Source organism: Mucilaginibacter sp. P25, from assembly GCF_050859465.1.
In the GTDB taxonomy this organism is placed as follows: Bacteria; Bacteroidota; Bacteroidia; order Sphingobacteriales; family Sphingobacteriaceae; genus Mucilaginibacter; species Mucilaginibacter gossypii.
The window spans coordinates 1,916,861-1,936,404 of record NZ_CP193937.1 but is presented as its reverse complement, the minus strand read 5'-3'; the positions used below and the strand labels follow the sequence as shown (position 1 = coordinate 1,936,404).

Here is a 19,544-nt window from a genome sequence, read left to right as displayed (position 1 = left end):
AAACAAAGTTATAACTTTCTTGGATTTCATTATTTCAATTTGTCCAATATTTATTTCATTTAAACCCCAATTAAAACCCAGACTTGCGAAGTTTTGAAAACTTCGCAAGTCTTATCACAGTTCGAGGTTATTCAACAGATAATCAAACGTAAACTTTGGCTCATAACCAAAATACCGTTTAGCCTTGTTACTTATATAAACCCGGTCAATGCTTTTCGGAAATGTCCAGCCATTTAATTCGTAAATAGTTTTAGCCTGCGGATAGTGCTTTATGATCACTTCTGCCGGGTTATGCTTTAATTGTACAAGCTCATCTTTTTTAAAAGGAGAACTACTGGTGATATTAAAGATCTCGAACTCAGGAAAAGTTTGTTCCAAAGCTAATTGGAGGCCTTCGGCACCATCGCGTTCATCGAGGCCGCGGTATAGTCGGTGATTTAGTTTGAGGTTATCCGTTTCGGGCAGGAAACGACCAACGCGGTAAACCGATGTTTGCAAGCCTTCGCGGTAAAAGAAATCCTTACAAAGCTGCTCGGCGGTTTGCTTGGTGATGTCGTAAATATCCCGTGGTTTAATAGGCAGTTCTTCATCAACCCAAACGGCCTTTTCTTTATCTACCATTGCATCGCCATAAATAGATGTGGTGCTGGTATATAATAATTTAGATATGCCATTTGTAACGCAGGCATTGAGCAAATTGAGCGTACCATAAATATTTACGTCGATGAAAGCTTCGCGCGGATAGTTCAATTCATAATGCTTTCCGTGGATAGCGGCAGTATGAATAATTGCATCGATATTTTGGGTGATAGCTAAAACAGCATCTTTATTTAAAATATCGATCAACGCATCAGTAGTCTCAGCCGGGATCAGATCTATGCCGGTAACATCATGCCCATTAGTGCGCAAATGTTGAGCCGTAACTGCTCCTAACCTTCCAGATGAACCCGTAACTAAAACACGCATAAATTAGTGACCTGGTGCTATAGCCAAAATTCGGGACCACTCCGGGTGGCGTTTCAGGTATGATACCACATAAACACAAAGGGGCACCAGTTTGAGGTTATTCTGTTCGATATAGTTGAATGTTTTTTCAACAATAGCCGATGCCACGCCTTTGCCTTCCAGTTCAACCGGCACTTCGGTATGGATGAGGTAAATTTTATCGTCCTTTTTTTGTAGTCGATAAAAGCACGGTAGCCTTCAACAGTCAATTCAAAATTGTGGATGGCCTCATTATTTACCAGGGGATTTCTTCGTATTTCATAGCGTATATATTACGGGGTGAACAAATGTATAAAATGTTCACCCCGTTTAACAGAAATTACTTCTTAATTCCCCAAACCGATACCGATCCAGCCTTCACTTTAAACTCGGCCCAACCATCAGCGGTGATCACTACCTCTTCTCCCTCGTGTTTATCGAGGTAATCAACAAACACTTTGCCTGCATGCCCTGCCCCAATTTCCATTTCCTTAAAACCATCCTCACTGTTTGAAATCACTACGGCACAACCTGAATCTTCGTGATCGGTATCGCCTTCACGCGTCCAGCCTATGCAGTTAGGGTGGTCAAAATAATCGCGCTGAGTTCCGTAGGCCATGTTTTTCCTTACATAAAGCATGGTTTCCAGTTCGGTTACTACAGGCAGCTCTATTTCATGATCTTCACCGTCGCCCCCCTTGTCTGTATATTTTGCGCCGTACATATCGGCATAAAAAACGCATGGGTAACCGGCTTCACGCAGCAGGATCAGCGCATAGGCCAAAGGCTTAAACCATTGATCGATTGGTTGCTCCAACGACTGCAGCGGCTGGGTGTCGTGATTTTCGATAAGTGTAACTGCCAGTTCGGGCTTTACGCTCACAAGTGTATTATCAAAAATAGTGGTGAGGTCATAATCCTTCCCGGCCCTCGAAGCATGATGAAAGTTATCATGCAGTAAGGTATCAAAAAGCGACATGCGCCCTTCGGTCACCTCAATGTATTTTAATAATTTAGGCAAATCGAAAGCCCAATACTCGCCAACAGTAAAAAACTCCTGCTTAAACTCATTGCGCATATAATCAAGCCATTCGTTGTAAAAGCCATGATCCATATGTTTAATGGCATCAAGCCTGAAGCCATTAAATTTTGCGGTTTCAAAATACCATTTGCCCCATTTTTTCAGTTCGTCCCGTACGCTTGGGTTACGGGTGTCAATGTCTGAAAGCATAAGGTAATCAAAATTGCCGTTTTCGTCGTCAAGTACATCTTTCCAGCCCTCGCCATATTGGTTCTGGATGCTGAATATGGCCGTTTCCTTTTATAGGCATCATAATCAATACCCGAAAAACACTGCCAATCCCATATAAATTTGGAGTATTTACCCTTGCGGCCCGGGAAAGTGAATTTGGTATATGCACCTATTTCGTAAACCTCGCTAATAAACTCGTTACGGTTAGCGGGGTCAACTTTGCGGGCATTTACCTTTTCAATTTCGTCGGCACCGCCCATGTGGTTAAGTACCACATCCACATACACCTTTAATTTAGCTTTTTGTGCCGCAGCTATAGCATCGAGATACTCCTGTTTTGTGCCGTATTTTGTTGCGATCGTACCTTTCTGATCAAACTCGCCAAGATCATAAATATCGTAAACATCGTACCCGGCCGAGAGCCCCCCGCTTGCCGCTTTATAAGCCGGCGGAAGCCATACCGAATCGATCCCTTTTTTCTTCAGGTTTTCTGCATCATTTTTTAACTGATTCCACAATCTGCCTCCGGCTGGGTAATACCATTCAAAAAACTGCAGCATTGTAAAATTTTCCATGCCTTTAATTAAGTAAGCTAATTATAAATGACTACTTAACTAAATATAAACAGAAAGGTTTTAGCAATACTTAACGACAGCGTTAAATCATTGTGAACCCCAAGATTTACAGGACATGAATCTGTCAAAGCTTTTCTGTTTACACCATCAGGAAATACAAAACCCAGGCTGTTTAAAGCAGGGTTGTTATTTAAAACTTATCTTCTCTAATCGCTTTCATACCCTTTGTCCACCTTACCAATTGGTCGAACATAATTTTGGCATTTTTATCCAGTCTTTCATCCGCCATAAAGTTATTGTCCTCGTCAACAAACTGATTTAGCTGAGGGATATTTACCATTTCGGCAAGGGTTACATTTTTTAGTGAGAGCAAATCGGTTTTTAAACTCATAACTGCTCTTACTCCGGCAAAAGGGCCTATAGAATAACTTACAATGCCACTTGGCTTATAAGCCCACTCGTGTACTAAGTACTCAATTGCATTTTTAAGCGGGGCAGGATAACTATAATCATATTCGGCAGTTACGAAAATAAAGGCATCCGCCTCTTCAATTTTAGCGCTCCATTGTTTGGTATAGTCGTGTTCGTATTGCTTAAGGGCAGGATGAACAGGCTCATTCATTAGGGGAGGTTAAGTTCACCAAGGTCAATCATTTCAGCCTCGAAACCATGGCTGTTGGCTGCCTCAGTTATCCATTTTGCTATTGCAGGCCCTTTACGACCCGGACGTACGGTTGATGTTATTACTTTGAGTTTATACATGCTCATCTGTTTGCGGTAAAAATTAACAATTCATTAAGACGCAAACTTAAAAGACAAGATGATAAAGTCGATACAAATATTTATTTAAGTATCAATACCGGGTGCCTGGCATTTAAAGACAAAGCTTCGGTTATGCTGCTGTGGGTTAAATTATAAAAAAAGCTGTGTTTGCCCGGCAGGGCAATGATCAATTGTACTTGCTGTTCTGTAGCAAAATTGAGTATGCCCCGTACAATATTTTTATCATCCGAATAATGAAGCTTACATTCATAACAATTAACCAGTTGTTTTACCGATGCTTCAAATTCGGCCTCCCGGCCAATATGTTTTTTCTTCGGGTCGACATACAGGAGCATCAGCTTTGGGTTAAGCCAGCTGTGCGACGTGTTAAGGCCTTTTAAAACGCCGAGCCGGGCTAAGGCTTCCAAATCACAGGGTACCAGTGCCTGTTCTATTTTATGATAGTTACAATCGGGCGGAATAACCAATACTTTTACCGGACTGCTTTTTGCAATTTCGATAATCTGTTCGCCAATCATACTTAACTCATGCCCCATATCGCCGCCAACTATCATCAGGTCGGGGTGCTGATCTTCAACTACATTGTGTATAGCCCTAACGATAGGCTCAGTGCTAACTACCGTTTCTATCTCAATATTTTCGTGGCAGCGGTTTTTCAGCTTTTTCATGAGCTCCTTAAGCTGAACTTCTATTTTTTGTCGCTCATTTTCAATATCATCAGCGCTTATCAATAAAAAATCGGGAGAAGGAAGGATTTGTTCATATACCGATGTATAATAACTTTTGAGCAGTATAATTTTCTTTACCGGCATATCACAACCCATGTCGGCTGCATATTTTATAGCATTGGTATTGGTGTCGGAAAAATCTACCGGTATTAATATAGTTTTCATAACAAACAATTTAGGTACGTACGAGACCCGTGCGCTTAATGCTAAATTTACGATTTGTTTAACTATTTAATACAACTATTTGCAGCTAAAACGCTAATAAAACCTTCCCCCTTTATCATAAGCAAAAGCCTGCGCAAACTCATCAACTGTATAAGTTGCCGATGGGGAAAGCTGAAACTCGGCCCTGCCAATGGAATGTACTAAATGACTGATCATCTGAGTTTTTTCTTCGAGCGAAAGTCCTGCCACATATCCCCTCACACCAAAACCTTTAATGACCAGGTTTTTAAAAACGACTTCGGCGTTGAGGTAGGCAGCCGGCTGTGGATCAAGCAAACCATAAACAATAAGGTGCCCTCCGGGCGACAACGAGGATATTATTTCAGTAGCCAGCTCCCCGCCTACCGCGTCAAGTGCCGCTTTGATGCCCTTGCCTTTGGTAATTTCATCAATAACCTGCTTAAGCGTACCGGGTTCGGGAACTATTACTTCTTCGGCTTTTAAAGCTAATAACTCTTGCTTTTGCGCCTCATCGCGTACGGTGGCTATAACACAAATACCTTTTTCGGCGGCAAGCTGTATCACTATGCGCGATACTGTGGAATGGCCCGCGGTAAGCAGCAGCCAGTCGCCGCTTTTTACTTGTGCTTCTTGTATTAAACCATATGCGGTGTACGAATTGAGTAATAATTGCGCGGCTTTTGCTAATGGGAAGGTATCGGGCAATAATACCACGTCCTGCTCGTCAACTACCACATATTGCGCCCAAGCCCCTATTTTGCTAAAAGCTACCAGGCTGCCTTTGGGGATAATACTGTCATGTCCGGCTTCTTCAACATAACCGGCACCTTCCAGTCCTGCTATTTGGGGCAGCACCGGCTGATAGCGGTATTTTCCGGCAATAAAAAGCAGGTCGGCCGGGTGTACAGGGCAGGCCTTCACCCTGATGAGCAACTGGCCGGAAGCCGGTTTGGGGTAGGCTAAATGTTTCAGTTGTATCACATCAGCGGCATTGCCTGCCTGCTCAAAAACCAATGCTTTCATAGTTGAAATACAAATTTCGGCTATGAAAGTTTTGAATGAGGTTAACATCTGCCACAAGAAGTATAAGGTAAAGCAAGCATGTTGACAGGTCTGGTTTGCAAAATTGAGCTAAAAAGCTTCACTAAAATTTATACCCTAAAGCAATGCCCAGGCTCCGGGTCCTGGTTTTCTCGTACGGGTAATTACCAACCTCGATATTGGCAAGCCCTAAATCATGAACCGCATTAATCATTAAACCGTTATCAAACTCAAAGCCGGCGACTACATTGGCTCCATAGTCGAAAGATTTAAAATTGCTCCTGTCATCACTGCCGAATTTGGCTTTGAAGCTAAAGTTGGCGGGAGATGATTGCCCCGGCGATTCGTTGCTTGCCGGTGTAAACCTGCCTGACAAAGCCCAACCAATATATGGCCCGGCGCCCAGATAAAATTTGCCGCCATGAACCGGAATATTATAAACCAGGTTAACCGGCACCTGGATATAATATAAACGCCATTTGCCATACATCCGGTAAACAATATCTCCGCTTAAAACTTCTTCGGTAGTTTTACTGCTTAATGAATTGAAAATAATAGCCGGCTGCAACGAAAACCTGTTGACATTAAAGCTGGCAAAGGCCCCGGCGAAATAGCCGGACCCGCTTTTTTCGGCATCGCGGATCTGCACATCCGTGCCGGGCGTCCGGGATAACCAGGTGCCGCTTACGCCCGCCCTGATGCCAAATTGAATAGCGTTTGTTTGTGCGGACAATTTAAAACATGCCAATAATAGCAGGGACGACAAGGTTAAATGTAATTTCATGTTTGTGTAAAGTATGGTTTAGAAGGGATACGAAAAAATGCACCGGGATGCGACATTCAACAATAAATTTTAGCGATAAAAAAAGCTTACCCTTAATGAGGTAAGCCTTTTATATATAATTGTATGCGATTATTTTTAAAACTTAATACTCATGCTTAATGTACCACGAGTTGGGTTTTGTGGCGCCAAACGGAACGACCAGTATTTTTCATTGGTCAGGTTGTCCAGCTTAAAGCCGATGCGGAATTTGGGCTGATCATAAAATACAGTGGCATCAACCGTAGTATATGACGGTATGGTGAATTTAAACGCCGCGGTATTGGTTTGGTATGAATCACTTCCGTAGTTGCCGCCCACTCCAAAACCTAAACCCTGAACTTTACCGTGGGTAATGCGATAACTCATCCATAGGTTGGCCAACCTTGCCGGACCTGAGTTGGCAGGACGTAAACCCTGCAGACCTGTGCCAGGAGCGGCGGCGGTAATTTTGCTGTTGTTATACGCAAAGCCAGCTACAATGTTGAAACCGTTAAAAGGATTAGCAATCAATTCAGCCTCGATACCTTTGCTGAGTTGAGTACCAGCCTGGGTTGAAAAGCCGGGATGGGCAGGATCATCCATAGTAGTGTTGGTTACCGAGATATCGTAGTAACTGATAGTCGAGCTGATCTTGTGATCCCAGGCATCTACCTTTACACCTGCCTCCCACTGGTTGGCATATTGCGGTTTAAAGGGCGTATTGTCGAAACTCGTTGCGCTTACATTGTTAAAGCCATTCATGTAGTTGCCAAATAACGATAGCTGGTCTTTAACTACCTGGTAAACCAAACCAAATTTGGGCGACCATGCCGTTTGACTGAAATTGCCGGTGGTTTTGCCATCGGCGGGTGTGTAAGCGCCTTTGTTAACAAACCTGTCGATACGGATGCTGGCCATGGCATTCAGCCGTTCGGTAATATTAAACACATCTGATACATAGGCAGCGTAAGAGCTTTGGTTATTTTGAACATAATCGCCGGGCTTGGGAGCGGCAGCGGCCACAAGTGCCGAAACTTTATCTGCCGTAAAACTATTATAAGCTGCTCCCGGATCAAGGTAACTGATTGCCGGGGTGCTTACGGTAACGTTGGTATTATTGCTTTTTTGATTATAATACTCTAAACCTGCAACAATGCGGTTACGGAACTGACCGATTTTAAAATCGCCTATAAAGTTTTGCTGTACGTTGGTGATATAGTAAGGATAATCTTCCTGGGTAGCCTGCCGTTTTATCTGCTTGCTACTATCGACAAGGGTAAACGCGGTAACCATGCCTTTGGTGGTCGAAAAAGTTTTATTGAACATGGTTTGCGATTTCCAGTGATCCGAAATTTTGTAATTGATCAATGAATAAAGATCAATTTGCCTGCTCAGGTAATCAACGCTATTGTTACCGAAAGAACGTTTATAGTCGATGCCGAGATCTTTAACATTATAGGTCTTTCCTTTGATATCCGGGGCAAGCCTGTAGGCCGAAGTAGCGTTCGAGTTACCTATTTCGGCGTCAACATCAACCGATAAACGATCATTAATGATGTAGGTTATGCTGGGGGCTACAAAAAAACCGCGGTTAAAGCCCGCGTCCTGGAAACTGTGCTCGTTGTGCAGCGCCGCGTTAACGCGGAACAATACGGTTTTATCCTTATTTAAAGGCATGTTAACATCGGCCGTAAGGCGGTTGAGATCGAAGCTGCCCGTTTGGTAAGCGATTTCGGTACGTGGTGTTTCATTGGGTTGTTTGGTAACACGATTAAACAAGCCCCCGAATGAAGCCAGGCTGCTATTGAACAGTGTACCGGTAGGGCCTTTTATAGCTTCTATCTTTTCAATATCGGCAGGGTCGATACTATTAAAATTATACCCCGCCACGCTGTTACGGATAAAGTTGCCGGTAACAAAACCTCTTGATAGCAAGGTGGTACGCCCGTTATTATATACTAATGGCACACCTGTACCCGGGATATTTTTAAAACCATCTGCATAACTGGTTACAATCTGTTCTTTCATCAGTTCGCTGGTAACTACACTGTATACCTGCGGGTTTTCAAGGTTTTTCAGCGGCAGGCGGGCTACATCTTCAGTTTCTTTCTTCAGGAATTTGTTGTGCCTGGCGCTTTTAACATAAACCTCCTGCAGGTCTTTTGCCCCTTCGGTTAAAACAAAACCTACTGTGGTGGTTTCACCTGCACTAACAGTAATCTTTTTGGTTTGACTTTGCAGGCCGATAAAGCTTGCAACAACGGTATATGTACCTGCGGGAACATTTTTAATAGTAAAATGACCGCTTTGCCCGGCAGTTGCACCAAACTTAGTATTGGTTAAAACAATATTGACAAACTCCGCAGACTTACCATCAGCAGTTTTCACGGTACCCTTTACAGTTCCTGTGCCGGTTTGCGCAGTTGCATTATAGTTTAAAAACAGCATCGTCAGCATGAAGCCAAAAGCTATTTTGATTACTACTTTAAAATTTGAAGAAACATTTGTTATGGCCGGCTTGCCGGAAGCAAGAATAGGGGTAAATGTAAAATGCATATTTTACTTAATAATGAATTGATTAAAGGATCAGTATTAACTGATCCGGGCTACAGAGTGCACCAGGGCCCGGAACCGGCGCAAAGTTATATTTATTTAGATTAATTACAAATAAGGTTTTAAAATATAGACTTCTAAGCTAACCATGAACATGTTTCACAAAATCATCGGGAAGTTTATTTGACGAGCTAAATGCGCCAGCAAAGAGATCAGTATTTTCCCCGGTTTAGGGTCCGGGCCTGGGCATTACAAAGAAGTGTTGCTATTTACGTGGGACCTGATGCAAAGAAGTTTAGGTATTTGCCTAATCAAGATATAGATTTGATATTGTCGCTTATGGAGTGATCCCTACCCTTTCATTCAAGGCGTTATCAATAGTTCTGTAAACGCTTTCAACCGGTACCCGCAATTCATCAAGCCTGCCACTATCCAACAGGGATTTCTGTTGTTTAACAAAACCGGTGATATCCTCAATGCGGATAATTTGTTTTTTTCCGAAGTTTTCAAGTAACCCTCCTTTTAAGCCTAACTGTATAGCGCGGCGTTCCTGCTTATGGCCATATGGGTCATGATCGGGATCCCATTGCAGGCGTACTTCCCTTTGGTCGAGATCAGCCCGCCATTGTTCATGGTTATCATGGTAACTGGGATTAAAGGACGAGATCACAGCTTCATTTAAAATAGACTCAAAATCTTTTTTGCTTATCCATAAAGCCAGCACACTTTCCTGGTTTTCCTTTTCGGCCCAGCCGCAGCGGTACATCATCCACAAAAAATTAGGCTTAATCCACGACATGCGATTGTAGCTGTATTCATTCCCGCCTAAAAACTGGTTTTCGGCAGCGAAGCGGGCAATACTTTTCTTGTAAGCCTGGTAAACTACAATTTCCTCATTTGTTTGATGAGCAAGAATATGTTGCCCGGTTTTTGGCCAGTGTTCAAGGGCCTGTTGGTAAAATTCTGTTATAATATTCATATTATAATATAACAAATTTTCACGGCAATATCAAGCACTACGGCCTTACCGTGTTTAGAAAACTACTCCTCCCTCCCCGGAAAACTTTCACTGCCCCGCATATAGCTGCCCAAACGTTTCAGCAGGTAGGTTGCTTTTATCAGCAATGTTTTATCGGTAACAAACTCGCTAATATCGTCTGCTTTGTTCATCAGCTCCTGCTTATACACGTCCTTAAAATCGAAATAATTGAGTGCAAACTTCCATTTGCCGGTTAAAAACGAAAAAACTTCGCTGTCGTTTTCAAGCAACTGCGAATAGTTAATTACCAGGTAATCATCGGGCTTCAGCTTTTTAAGCATTTTCAATATTGCTTCATTGTAATTGATCCATACTTTTAAATAGCTTTCGGCATGGTCATGATAAAATGCTTTCAACCTGCGTGGCCGTCTGAAATGAGTCCATACCTGGCGCTGAATATATTTACGGGCCATGTACTTTTGATCAACGGATACAAAATCGCGCCTGAGCAATGAGCTAACCACCGATTGGTAATTACGCAAAACCACCAGGTACCTGGCGCCTGGCAGCAGCTTTGCATAAGTATCCAAAAAAGGCAGGTACGCGGGTCTTTCCAGGCCCATTGCTCATAAAGCTGCTGTTTAATGCCAATTACTGCCTTCATCTTTTCAAGTTGGTAAAGCGGCACCTCAATATTCCGGGTATCGGTTAGCCCCGATACTTCCAAACTGTTACGATCAAGGATCTCTTCATGCAGCTTCAAAAACTCCAGATCTTCAAAGTGGCCATCAACATTGCCTGTACCGCTGCCGCATAAGCGCTCGCCAATTTGCAGGCCGCAGCGGTTTAACCAGTTGGTTATAAGCGATGTACCCGAACGGTGCATCCCCGCAATAATTAACGTTTGCCGGGGCGTGAATTTAACTGTTGTATTGATCATAGCTTGGTTAATAACGGCCGGCTGGCTGTAGTTGCTTAATTTGCTCCTGCTGATAGTTGTCAAGAATAAAACCTGCCAACATTTCGGTTGCCTCGGTCTGCCTGGTAATATGGGTGTTGATATACAAATCAGGCGATGACGGGATTTGGAAAGGGTCATTAACACCGCTTAGGTTAGTTACCTTGTCCGGATGACCCTCGGGCAATAACGCGCGCTTGTAAAGGCCTTTGGTATCCCTTTGCAACAGCGTTTTAACCGGGCAATCAATATGGATCAGTTTCACATCAGGGTAAGTCGCTATCAGTTCACGGCGGATCACATCATATGGGTTTATAGCGCTGACAATAGTCACCACACCATGCCCGGATAATTTACCGGCAATAAAACCAAGCCTGCGGATATTTTCAAAACGGTCTTCCCTGGTGTAACCCAGGTTAGGGAACAGCTTTTGACGGTATACATCAGCATCAATAATTTCAACAGGGATATCAGTATCAGATAACCTCATTTTAACATGTTGAGCAAGGGTGGTTTTACCTGATCCAGATAACCCGCAAAGCAGAATAATCATAAGGTGGTGTGTTAAGCGTTAATAATAATTGTTGTGTAAACCGTTATTGAAAGCTTAACGCAAATATTTCGGACGAAATTGTTGTTAACACTTACTGTATCGATACATGGCAACATTGTATCGATGAACAGCAAAATGACGTAGACGGAGAGAAAACTTCAGCAGTTAATTATGATTACTGCTTCTGCATGCACCAGGTTGTCATACAGCGCAGGTTTTGCACGTTGGTGGTTTTTATAGGTTCATAAAGTTGAGCGCCCAGTTCACGGGTATATTCAAGCAGGATGCCTTCATTTACCAAAAATCGTTCGGAGCCGTCGGGCAGCAGGTAGCGATAATTGCCTAAAGGTTGTACCAATGTTTCAATGCCGATATCAGATGCAAGCCTTGCAAAGAAATAACCGCCTGGTTTCAGTACGCGCCAAAGTGAGCGCACCATATTGTCAAAATGCTCGGCATCATTAGCAAAATGCAACACGGCGCTGCAAATTACCAGGTCAAACTGTCGGTCATCAAAAGGTAAGTCTTCAACAGTACACCGTTTAAAATTATCAGGCGAATGATCAGGGCACAGATCGGCGGATAGCCTTTTGGCCAGTTCAACAGCATGCTCGCTTTGATCAACCATAAACCTTGAAGCCGTTTTGCAAAAAATAAGCTATGTTTCGCCCTTCGCCGCAACCTGCGTCAAGTATAGTGCGGCAATCGTCAAAACGCCCTTTTAATAGCTGGTCGAATAAATAGATATCGATATCGCCGTATAATTTCCGGAGGTTATTGCTGTTCATGGCCAATCCTGTTTTCACCCGAAATTACTGTTTTATTGGATGCCATGGAGAAAACTTATTAACTTTAAGTATGGCTACCGATATGTATATTTTTTTCAATTTATGAAAAGCACCTTGTTGCCGCTGCCGGGTGTTACCCATAAAATGCACTTTGAGCATCCTGCATTTTACGTTAACGATAAGATCTTCGCCAACATACATGAAAAGGATGAGCAACTGGCTATTTACACCACCGAGCGCGAAAAATGGATGGCGCTTGACACACATACCTTTTTCATTACCCCGCATTACCAAAATTATAAATACATGCTGGTGAGCCTCGAAACCGTTTCACCCGGCGATCTGAAGCACCTGTTAATAACAGCGTACCTTGCAAGGGCCACCAAAAAGTTGATTAGGGAATATGAAAAGATGATAGCAAATGGTTAGCCCGCTGCGCTTTAAGCTTATGGCCGTACGCCATTCAAAGCGTCGCGGTTAAGATAAACGTAAATCAAAACTCCTACTACTAAAACCGCCAGCACTACAAGCCCGATCTTCCCTTTTTTCTTATCCTGGCGCATAAGCCAAACCATCGCTGCTATTAGCGGAATAACAAAAACAATGTAAAAAATATATCCTGATGCGTTCATATGCTCCCTAACCCCCTAAAGGGGGAATGTTAATGTGTTATTTATTTTTATAATATCATCTTTATACTAAGCTTCAGCCATACCTCCCCTTTAGGGAGTAATAGCCCATCAAGAGGCAGTAGCCATTTTGTTAATTAAAAAGTTAAACACCTGGTTATTGCCTCTATTGTTATATTTAAATGTGAACTCATTCAGGTATGATTGCAAATGTCTGAGCGATACTTTATGGTATTGACCATATATCCCCCGTTTTAACAATGTCCAAAAGCCCTCAATCGTATTGGTGTGATACTCTCCCCGGGCATACTCTTCTTTTTCCTTGTTTAATACCTGATGTTCACGGAATATTTTATTTAAACCGGCATATCCACCAAAGCCGTCCGTTACAATAGTAGCATCTGTGCTCACTGATTGTTCAACAATGGGTTTGAGCGTTTTCCCATGTGCCTTATCTATGACCTGAAGCTTTAGACGGCCATCCCGCTCCAATAACCCAATCACGGGCTGTTTATCCTGCATGCCGGTGACCTGCAAATTATTATCGCGCCTTTCCTGCCGCTTTTTCTTTGAGTGATTGGCTTTTTTACCACCTAAATAAGTCTCATCTACCTCAACAATACCCTTAAACAAACCGCCATCCCCGCCGTCCCGCATGGCTTCCCGTATCCGCATCTGCAAATACCAGCCTGTCTTACGATTGCATCCCAGATCCCTGCTTAACTGACGTGCAGATAACCCCTTTTTCGCATTCAGCATTAATGAAATAGCCAAAAACCATTGCGGCAAAGGAAGTTTGGTGCCCTCGAAAACAGTGCCGACCAAAACGCTATAGCTGCGGTTACAGCTATTGCAAATATGCCGTTGGCTTTCCTGGCGCTTGCTGCTCCGTTTGCTGTTGCAATACGGGCATTCTGGCAATCCTTGCCATCTTAATCCTTCAAGATAGTCTATGCAACTGGACTGATCTGGAAAACGCTTAATCGTCTCTATGATATTCATTATCATAAATATACAAATTATTCCTGCCTTTTCATGGGCTATTACTCTTTAGGGGGCCGGGGGCTAAAAAGCCATCCTTGCCATCGGGGCAACGTCCTGCCCTATAAACTCGCCTTTAAGGTATTTATGATAGCCTGCTATGGCAATCATGGCGGCGTTATCAGTACAGTATTCCATTTTAGGGATAAAGCTGTTCCACCCATTTTGTTCGGCCATGGCCTGCAGTCCTAACCTTAAGCCTGTATTGGCCGATACGCCACCCGCCAAAGCTATATCTTTAATGCCATATGCCTGCGCCGCTTTTTGCAGTTTGTTAAGCAAGATGGTAGCGATCCGTTTTTCTACAGATGCGCAAATATCGGCCATGTTCTGGCTAACAAAATCAGGGTTTTGAGCTACGTTATCGCGGATAAAATACAGAATGGAAGTTTTCAGGCCACTAAAGCTAAAATCATACCCCGGGATCTGCGGCTCTGGGAACTTATAAGCATCAGGGTTCCCCTGGCGTGCATATTTATCAATGAGCGGTCCGCCGGGATAAGGCAGGCCTAAAATTTTACTGGTCTTATCCATGGCTTCGCCGGCGGCATCGTCAAGGGTTTGCCCTATGATCTCCATATCAAAATAATCTTTCACCAGCACAATTTGCGTATGGCCGCCGGATACGGTGAGGCAAAGGAAAGGGAACGACGGGTTTTTATCGCCGATAAAATGGGCCAGAATATGGGCCTGCATGTGGTTAATATCAATAAGCGGGATGCCTTTTGCCAGTGCGAAAGCTTTGGCAAATGATACGCCCACTAAAAGAGAACCTAAAAGTCCGGGACCGCGTGTAAAAGCTACCGCATCAATATCATTTTTGCTTACTTTTGCGTTTAATAATGCCTGCTGAACAGCCGGAACAATATTTTGCTGATGAACCCTTGAGGCTAACTCCGGGACTACGCCTCCATAGGCCTCATGTATGGTTTGATTGGCAATAACATTGCTCATGATCACACCATCAACACAAACCGAAGCTGAGGTTTCATCACATGATGATTCGATTCCTAAAATTACGGGCACGTGTTTATTAATTATTGATTTACTGATTTAGTGAATTAGTGATTTATTAATGAGAAGCAAACCAATCCCTCTTACTAATTGTATAGGGATAGAGGAAAATTCACCAACTCATTATTTCGCTAACTCACTAATTAAAGGTGCAAAGTTATTAAAAAAGTACTCAAAATATTCCTGGGCCTGGTATTGTTCATTTTATTGACATTGAGCATACTTTTGCTCACATTTCAGTTTAAGCCGGTACAAACCTGGGCTGCCAAAAAAGCAGCAGCTTACCTTGCCGGCGAATTGAAAACCAAGGTTGGGATTAAAAGCCTTTACCTCAGGCCATTTCGCTCGGTGGTAATTGAGGGGCTTTATATTTTGGATAAAAAGCGGGATACCTTACTAAGCACACCCCGATTAGCTGTTGATATTGAGGATTTTTATCTTTTCAGCAGTATTAAACGCCGCACCATCAACTTTTCCAATATCGAACTGGATAATGGCTCCTTCTATCTCAAAAAACAAAAAGACAGTACTACCAACCTGCAATTTGTTATAGATTATTTTAATTCGGCGGATACCACCAAAAAAACCCAAAACCAACCCTGGACGCTAAATTTTGGAACCATTGCTATCAATAACTTTCATTTCAGGTACAAGAACAGCCTGCGCGATACGGTAATAGCCGGGGTTAACTTTAACGACCTGGATGTTCAGCATTTCAGCACGTTGATACAGGGTATGGATTTAAAGAACCACCTGTTTAAAGCCAATATAAAAAGCCTAAGCCTGCATGAAAAAAGCGGGTTCACCGTAAAACACTTCGCATCGGATGCTACAATAGATACCAATCAAATTTTACTAAGGCACCTGGCCATTCAAACACCCCGATCAGACCTGAAGGATTATTTCAGGATGAAGTTTAAATCGTTTGATGATTTTGATGATTTTGAAAACAAGGTGCACATGGATGCCAGCTTTAAATCGTCACGCATTTCGTCATCAGATATTTCCTACTTTACCAGTTCATTAGAAAAAGTGAGTTTTGATTTGGGTATTGACGGGCAGGCCAAGGGCTATGTGAACAACCTCAAAGCAAAAAAAGTGACCATTACCGGCGGGCAGGCCACTTTTGTTAAAGGCGATTTTAACCTGCACAACCTTACTGATTGGGATAATGCATTCCTGGAGCTAAAATTTGACCAGGTTGCCTCCAACAAAAAAGACCTTGATTACCTGATCAGCCATTTTTCGGGAACGCCTACAGAAAAGGCCCCAGCCATACTTTCCAAATTCGGCAACTTTAATTTTACCGGCAGGTTTACCGGCTCGCAGAATGATTTTGTTGCCTATGGTGTTTTTAAAACTGCGCTCGGTCGTTTTGATTCAGACATCAACCTTAAAATTGATAAAAATGGCCGTCCAAGCTACAGCGGCAGGGTTAACGCCTATGCTTTTGACCTGGGCACCCTGCTTGATCAAAGCGATTTGGGCAGGGCCACCTTTACTTCAAACATACAGGGCAGCGGCGACGCGCTGAAAAGCCTTACTGAAAAAGTGGATGCAAAAATCGCATCCATCACTTATAATAACTACACCTATAACAGGCTTACGCTTAACGGCAGTTTTATAAACAGGCTGGCCAACGCTCATATTACCATAAACGACAGGAACGTAAAGCTTGATCTTAAAGGCAAGGTTAACCTTAACCCCGCTTTGCCAACTTATGATTTGACTGCCGATATCAGGGACGCTAACCTGAACAAGCTTGGTTTTACCAAAGATACTTTAACTGTAAGCACGCTGCTTAAAACCCAGTTTAAAGGCGATGACCTGGCCAATTTGCAGGGGAACATCCTGTTTTCGCCGGCAAGGGTGGTCAATCCGCGAAATAATTATGCCGTTGACTCTTTGTATCTATCAGCCGACGGCATAGGTAATAACCGCACCATCGCTTTAAAATCTGACTTTGCCGATGGCAGCATCAAGGGCAAATATGATCTTGCAACCCTGCCTTCGTATTTTAAAACCATCGTTAAAAAGTATATCCCTTCCATAAAAACAACTATAGTGCCGCCTAAGCCTGAGGAGTTTGATTTTTCGCTGAACCTTAAAAACCTCGATCCGCTTACAGCGATTTTCCTGCCCGATCTGAAAATCCCTGAGCAAGGAACTTTTGTTGGGCAGTTTAACTCGGAAAAGAAAACAGCTACGCTATCGGGCTATATCAAAACGCTTAAATACGGCAAAACCGTTTTCCATGATTTTATTATTGACGAAAACACTACCGATAGCTTGCTGGGCCTTAACGTATCGCTGAGGCGGGTTGACTTAACGGACAGTCTTTTTATCAAGGATATCAACATTACCAACTTCCTGAAAAACGACAGCCTTAACTTTAACGTTAAGCTCTCGGATAAAAACGCTGTTAACCAGCTGGATCTTTATGGCCTGGTTGAATTTGGCCGCGATACTACGGCCAAACTTAAACTGCTGCCATCAGACATCATACTGGAAAAAGAGAAATGGAAGATCCAGGAGCAGGTGCGCATCCGTTTACTGGACGGCAAAACACAGGTATCGGGCTTTGAACTTTCAAACGGGCCGCAAAAAGTATTTATCGATGGTTTTATATCCGATAACCCCGCCGATCAGTTAAAGCTCTCGTTCCAGAAATTTAACATGCGTACGTTTAACCAGCTCACGCGCACTTCGGGGGTAAACTTAAAAGGCTACCTGGATGGCGACGTTAAACTGACCTCGGTGCTCAAATCCCCGGGGATTGATTCGCATTTAACTGTTGATTCGCTTGTCATGAACAAGACATTGGTGGGCAATGTAAAACTGGTTACCACACTTGGTAACGACCGCAAGCAAGCCGATGTTAATATGAATATCATTAACCGCGGCCTGGAAACCATGAACATTGGCGGCACCTACTCGTTTGGCAAAGAGACTGATGATAACCTTGATTTTGATATCAAGATGAACCAAACCGAAGCTATTATATTTGAGCCTTTTGTTAAAGACCTTGTTTCGGATATAAAAGGCCATGTTTCAACCGACCTCAAACTTACCGGCAAGCCCTCAAACCCGCAACTTAACGGCACAGTTACACTTGTTAACACCGGCCTTACCGTTAATTATTTAAAAACAGCTTATACGGTTAATAACAAGCTGGATGTCAACAACAGCATTATCAGCATTAAGGATATGGTTTTGAAAGACATTCACAAAGGTACCGGAACCGCCAATGGAACCGTAAACCTCAATAACCTATCCAACCCGGATATTAATGTAAGCCTTAAAGCCGATAACCTGATGGCCCTGAATACCACATTTAAAGATAACCACCTTTATTATGGTACGGCTTATGGTACAGGCACATTTAACTTCAACGGCCCGGTTGATAACATGAAGATTGATATTACCGCCAGCACCAATGCAGGTACCGTTTTCAATATCCCCCTTAATACCTCGTCAACCGCCAATGATTACGATTTCATTAAATTTGTAAGCCATAGTGACACCGCTAAAGTTGTTGCCAAAGAGCGTGCTTTTAACGGTGTTACCCTAAACTTTGATTTAAGCGCCGATGAAAAAACTATTGTAAAAATAGCTACTGATTATGGCCAGCTGGAAGGCAGCGGCGTTGCCCGTAATTTAAAATTGAATATTAACAGCCTGGGCGATTTTGAGATGTACGGTGACTTTTTAATATCATCAGGTAAGTTTGAATTTACTGCCAAAAACTTTATCAGTAAAAACTTTACTGTAAGCCAGGGTGGTACCATAAGGTGGACGGGCAACCCTTCAAACGCGGAAATAAACCTTAAAGCCTTGTATGAAGTCCGTACCAGTAAAGCGCCGCTGTATACTGCCGCAGGCCTGCAAACTCCTACCTCGGGGCAGCAAACTTTGGTACAGGCCGAACTGATCCTGACCAAATCACTGTTACAACCTAATATTGATTTCGACTTTAACTTTCCTACCGATCCATCTGTTAAGGACGACTTGGCGACTTACCTCGCTGATGCCAATAACCGGAGCCAGCAGGCTATCAGTATTATTGTTCGCCGTAACTTTACCTCAAACAGTAATAACTTAACCAACCAGGTGCTGGGTACAGCCGGCGAGGCGGTGAGCGAATTTGCATTTAACAAGCTTAACAGCCTGATTTCGCAATCGAACATTAAATATTTTGATTTGAACATTCGCTCATTAAATGAAGCAAGTGCATCGTTTAGGTTTTATGGCGACAGACTTACATTTAACGGAAGCTTATTTAGTAATAATGGCTCAAATGATATTTTTAATAATAACAACAGTAACCTGTTTAACCAACGGTTTAACAGCCTTACCAAAGACTTTGAGGCCTTATACAAAATACGCCGAGATGGCAACCTAACGGCGCGATACTCTTACAGGGCGTTAAACAACGTAACACTAAGCAGCCTTACAGATGTGTTGGCACCACAGTATGTAAACGGATTAGGTTTGGTTTACCAGCGTGACTTTGATACCTTCGGCGAGTTTATCCGGAACATATTCAGACAGGGCCGCCGCAAAAACGCACCGGTTAACCCCGCTCCTATCCCATCATCAATTACTACACCGGCAACCAGGCCCGATGAAGATGAGGACCAGTAGAGCTGAAGGCTTAAAGCCAAAAGCTTTTCTGCAC

Annotated in this window: 21 protein-coding genes; 2 read left to right on the top strand and 19 right to left on the bottom strand. The window is 43.0% G+C overall.

What is annotated here, in order from left to right; translation table 11 throughout:
• Window positions 1-114: 114 nt before the first annotated feature.
• The 16 genes from ACRQ5D_RS10190 to ACRQ5D_RS10115 all read right to left on the bottom strand — a co-directional run bounded on the left by ACRQ5D_RS10190 (window position 115) and on the right by ACRQ5D_RS10115 (window position 12,200).
• Window positions 115-966, bottom strand: a complete 852-nt coding sequence (locus ACRQ5D_RS10190; RefSeq protein ID WP_091176548.1) for an NAD-dependent epimerase/dehydratase family protein — start codon at window positions 964-966, stop codon at window positions 115-117.
• Window positions 967-969: 3 nt separating this feature from the next.
• Window positions 970-1,140, bottom strand: a complete 171-nt coding sequence (locus ACRQ5D_RS10185) for a GNAT family N-acetyltransferase (RefSeq protein WP_431199523.1) — start codon at window positions 1,138-1,140, stop codon at window positions 970-972.
• A gap of 184 nt (window positions 1,141-1,324) precedes the next feature.
• Window positions 1,325-2,284 carry an alpha-amylase gene (locus ACRQ5D_RS10180; protein ID WP_432329742.1) on the bottom strand — a complete coding sequence of 320 codons (960 nt, stop codon included), beginning with the start codon at window positions 2,282-2,284 and terminating at the stop codon, window positions 1,325-1,327.
• Window positions 2,167-2,811 (bottom strand): alpha-amylase family glycosyl hydrolase, encoded by a 645-nt coding sequence (locus tag ACRQ5D_RS10175; RefSeq protein WP_432328803.1) that lies wholly within the window; start codon window positions 2,809-2,811, stop codon window positions 2,167-2,169. Before ACRQ5D_RS10175 ends, ACRQ5D_RS10180 begins: the two co-directional genes overlap by 118 nt.
• 190 nt (window positions 2,812-3,001) lie before the next feature.
• The gene (locus ACRQ5D_RS10170; protein ID WP_431199521.1) at window positions 3,002-3,433 is read right to left on the bottom strand and encodes an NADPH-dependent FMN reductase; all 432 of its coding nucleotides are present in this window, start codon (window positions 3,431-3,433) and stop codon (window positions 3,002-3,004) included.
• Window positions 3,433-3,579 carry an NADPH-dependent FMN reductase gene (locus tag ACRQ5D_RS10165; protein WP_431199520.1) on the bottom strand — a complete coding sequence of 49 codons (147 nt, stop codon included), beginning with the start codon at window positions 3,577-3,579 and terminating at the stop codon, window positions 3,433-3,435. The genes ACRQ5D_RS10170 and ACRQ5D_RS10165 overlap by 1 nt, the downstream gene beginning before the upstream one ends.
• Window positions 3,580-3,653: 74 nt before the next feature.
• Complete coding sequence (locus ACRQ5D_RS10160) at window positions 3,654-4,487, bottom strand: universal stress protein (RefSeq protein WP_091176536.1); 834 nt, start codon at window positions 4,485-4,487, stop codon at window positions 3,654-3,656.
• 93 nt (window positions 4,488-4,580) lie between these two features.
• Entirely contained in the window at window positions 4,581-5,531 is a 951-nt protein-coding gene (locus tag ACRQ5D_RS10155) for a zinc-dependent alcohol dehydrogenase family protein (protein WP_431199519.1), read from the bottom strand.
• 121 nt (window positions 5,532-5,652) lie between these two features.
• Window positions 5,653-6,333, bottom strand: coding sequence for a porin family protein (locus ACRQ5D_RS10150; protein ID WP_091176532.1), 681 nt, complete (start codon window positions 6,331-6,333; stop codon window positions 5,653-5,655).
• 135 nt (window positions 6,334-6,468) lie between these two features.
• Complete coding sequence (locus ACRQ5D_RS10145) at window positions 6,469-8,907, bottom strand: TonB-dependent receptor (protein WP_091176530.1); 2,439 nt, start codon at window positions 8,905-8,907, stop codon at window positions 6,469-6,471.
• Window positions 8,908-9,241: 334 nt separating this feature from the next.
• Window positions 9,242-9,883 (bottom strand): DUF4291 domain-containing protein, encoded by a 642-nt coding sequence (locus ACRQ5D_RS10140; RefSeq protein ID WP_091176527.1) that lies wholly within the window; start codon window positions 9,881-9,883, stop codon window positions 9,242-9,244.
• Window positions 9,884-9,945: 62 nt separating this feature from the next.
• Complete coding sequence (locus tag ACRQ5D_RS10135; RefSeq protein ID WP_431199516.1) at window positions 9,946-10,299, bottom strand: hypothetical protein; 354 nt, start codon at window positions 10,297-10,299, stop codon at window positions 9,946-9,948.
• A complete protein-coding gene (locus ACRQ5D_RS10130; RefSeq protein WP_431199515.1) occupies window positions 10,296-10,823 on the bottom strand; it encodes a hypothetical protein in 528 nt (175 codons plus the stop codon). The genes ACRQ5D_RS10135 and ACRQ5D_RS10130 overlap by 4 nt, the downstream gene beginning before the upstream one ends.
• A gap of 7 nt (window positions 10,824-10,830) precedes the next feature.
• Window positions 10,831-11,394 carry an adenylyl-sulfate kinase gene (locus tag ACRQ5D_RS10125; RefSeq protein WP_091176522.1) on the bottom strand — a complete coding sequence of 188 codons (564 nt, stop codon included), beginning with the start codon at window positions 11,392-11,394 and terminating at the stop codon, window positions 10,831-10,833.
• Between the two features lie 175 nt (window positions 11,395-11,569).
• Window positions 11,570-12,022, bottom strand: coding sequence for a class I SAM-dependent methyltransferase (locus tag ACRQ5D_RS10120; RefSeq protein ID WP_256337590.1), 453 nt, complete (start codon window positions 12,020-12,022; stop codon window positions 11,570-11,572).
• Complete coding sequence (locus ACRQ5D_RS10115) at window positions 12,015-12,200, bottom strand: hypothetical protein (RefSeq protein ID WP_256337589.1); 186 nt, start codon at window positions 12,198-12,200, stop codon at window positions 12,015-12,017. Before ACRQ5D_RS10115 ends, ACRQ5D_RS10120 begins: the two co-directional genes overlap by 8 nt.
• Window positions 12,201-12,284: 84 nt before the next feature.
• Here ACRQ5D_RS10115 and ACRQ5D_RS10110 point away from each other — a divergent pair, with 84 nt between their 5' ends.
• Entirely contained in the window at window positions 12,285-12,611 is a 327-nt protein-coding gene (locus tag ACRQ5D_RS10110) for an MmcQ/YjbR family DNA-binding protein (RefSeq protein WP_176844614.1), read from the top strand.
• A 17-nt stretch (window positions 12,612-12,628) separates the two neighbouring features.
• Here the strand turns inward: ACRQ5D_RS10110 and ACRQ5D_RS10105 are convergent, their stop codons facing one another.
• The 3 genes from ACRQ5D_RS10105 to tsaD form a co-directional block, all read right to left on the bottom strand.
• Window positions 12,629-12,814, bottom strand: coding sequence for a hypothetical protein (locus ACRQ5D_RS10105; protein ID WP_091176516.1), 186 nt, complete (start codon window positions 12,812-12,814; stop codon window positions 12,629-12,631).
• A gap of 108 nt (window positions 12,815-12,922) precedes the next feature.
• Window positions 12,923-13,813, bottom strand: coding sequence for an IS1595 family transposase (locus ACRQ5D_RS10100; protein ID WP_189549506.1), 891 nt, complete (start codon window positions 13,811-13,813; stop codon window positions 12,923-12,925).
• A 63-nt stretch (window positions 13,814-13,876) separates the two neighbouring features.
• The gene (gene tsaD / locus ACRQ5D_RS10095; protein WP_091175954.1) at window positions 13,877-14,878 is read right to left on the bottom strand and encodes a tRNA (adenosine(37)-N6)-threonylcarbamoyltransferase complex transferase subunit TsaD; all 1,002 of its coding nucleotides are present in this window, start codon (window positions 14,876-14,878) and stop codon (window positions 13,877-13,879) included.
• Window positions 14,879-15,079: 201 nt separating this feature from the next.
• Here tsaD and ACRQ5D_RS10090 point away from each other — a divergent pair, with 201 nt between their 5' ends.
• Entirely contained in the window at window positions 15,080-19,510 is a 4,431-nt protein-coding gene (locus ACRQ5D_RS10090; protein WP_431199514.1) for a translocation/assembly module TamB domain-containing protein, read from the top strand.
• Window positions 19,511-19,544: the final 34 nt, after the last annotated feature.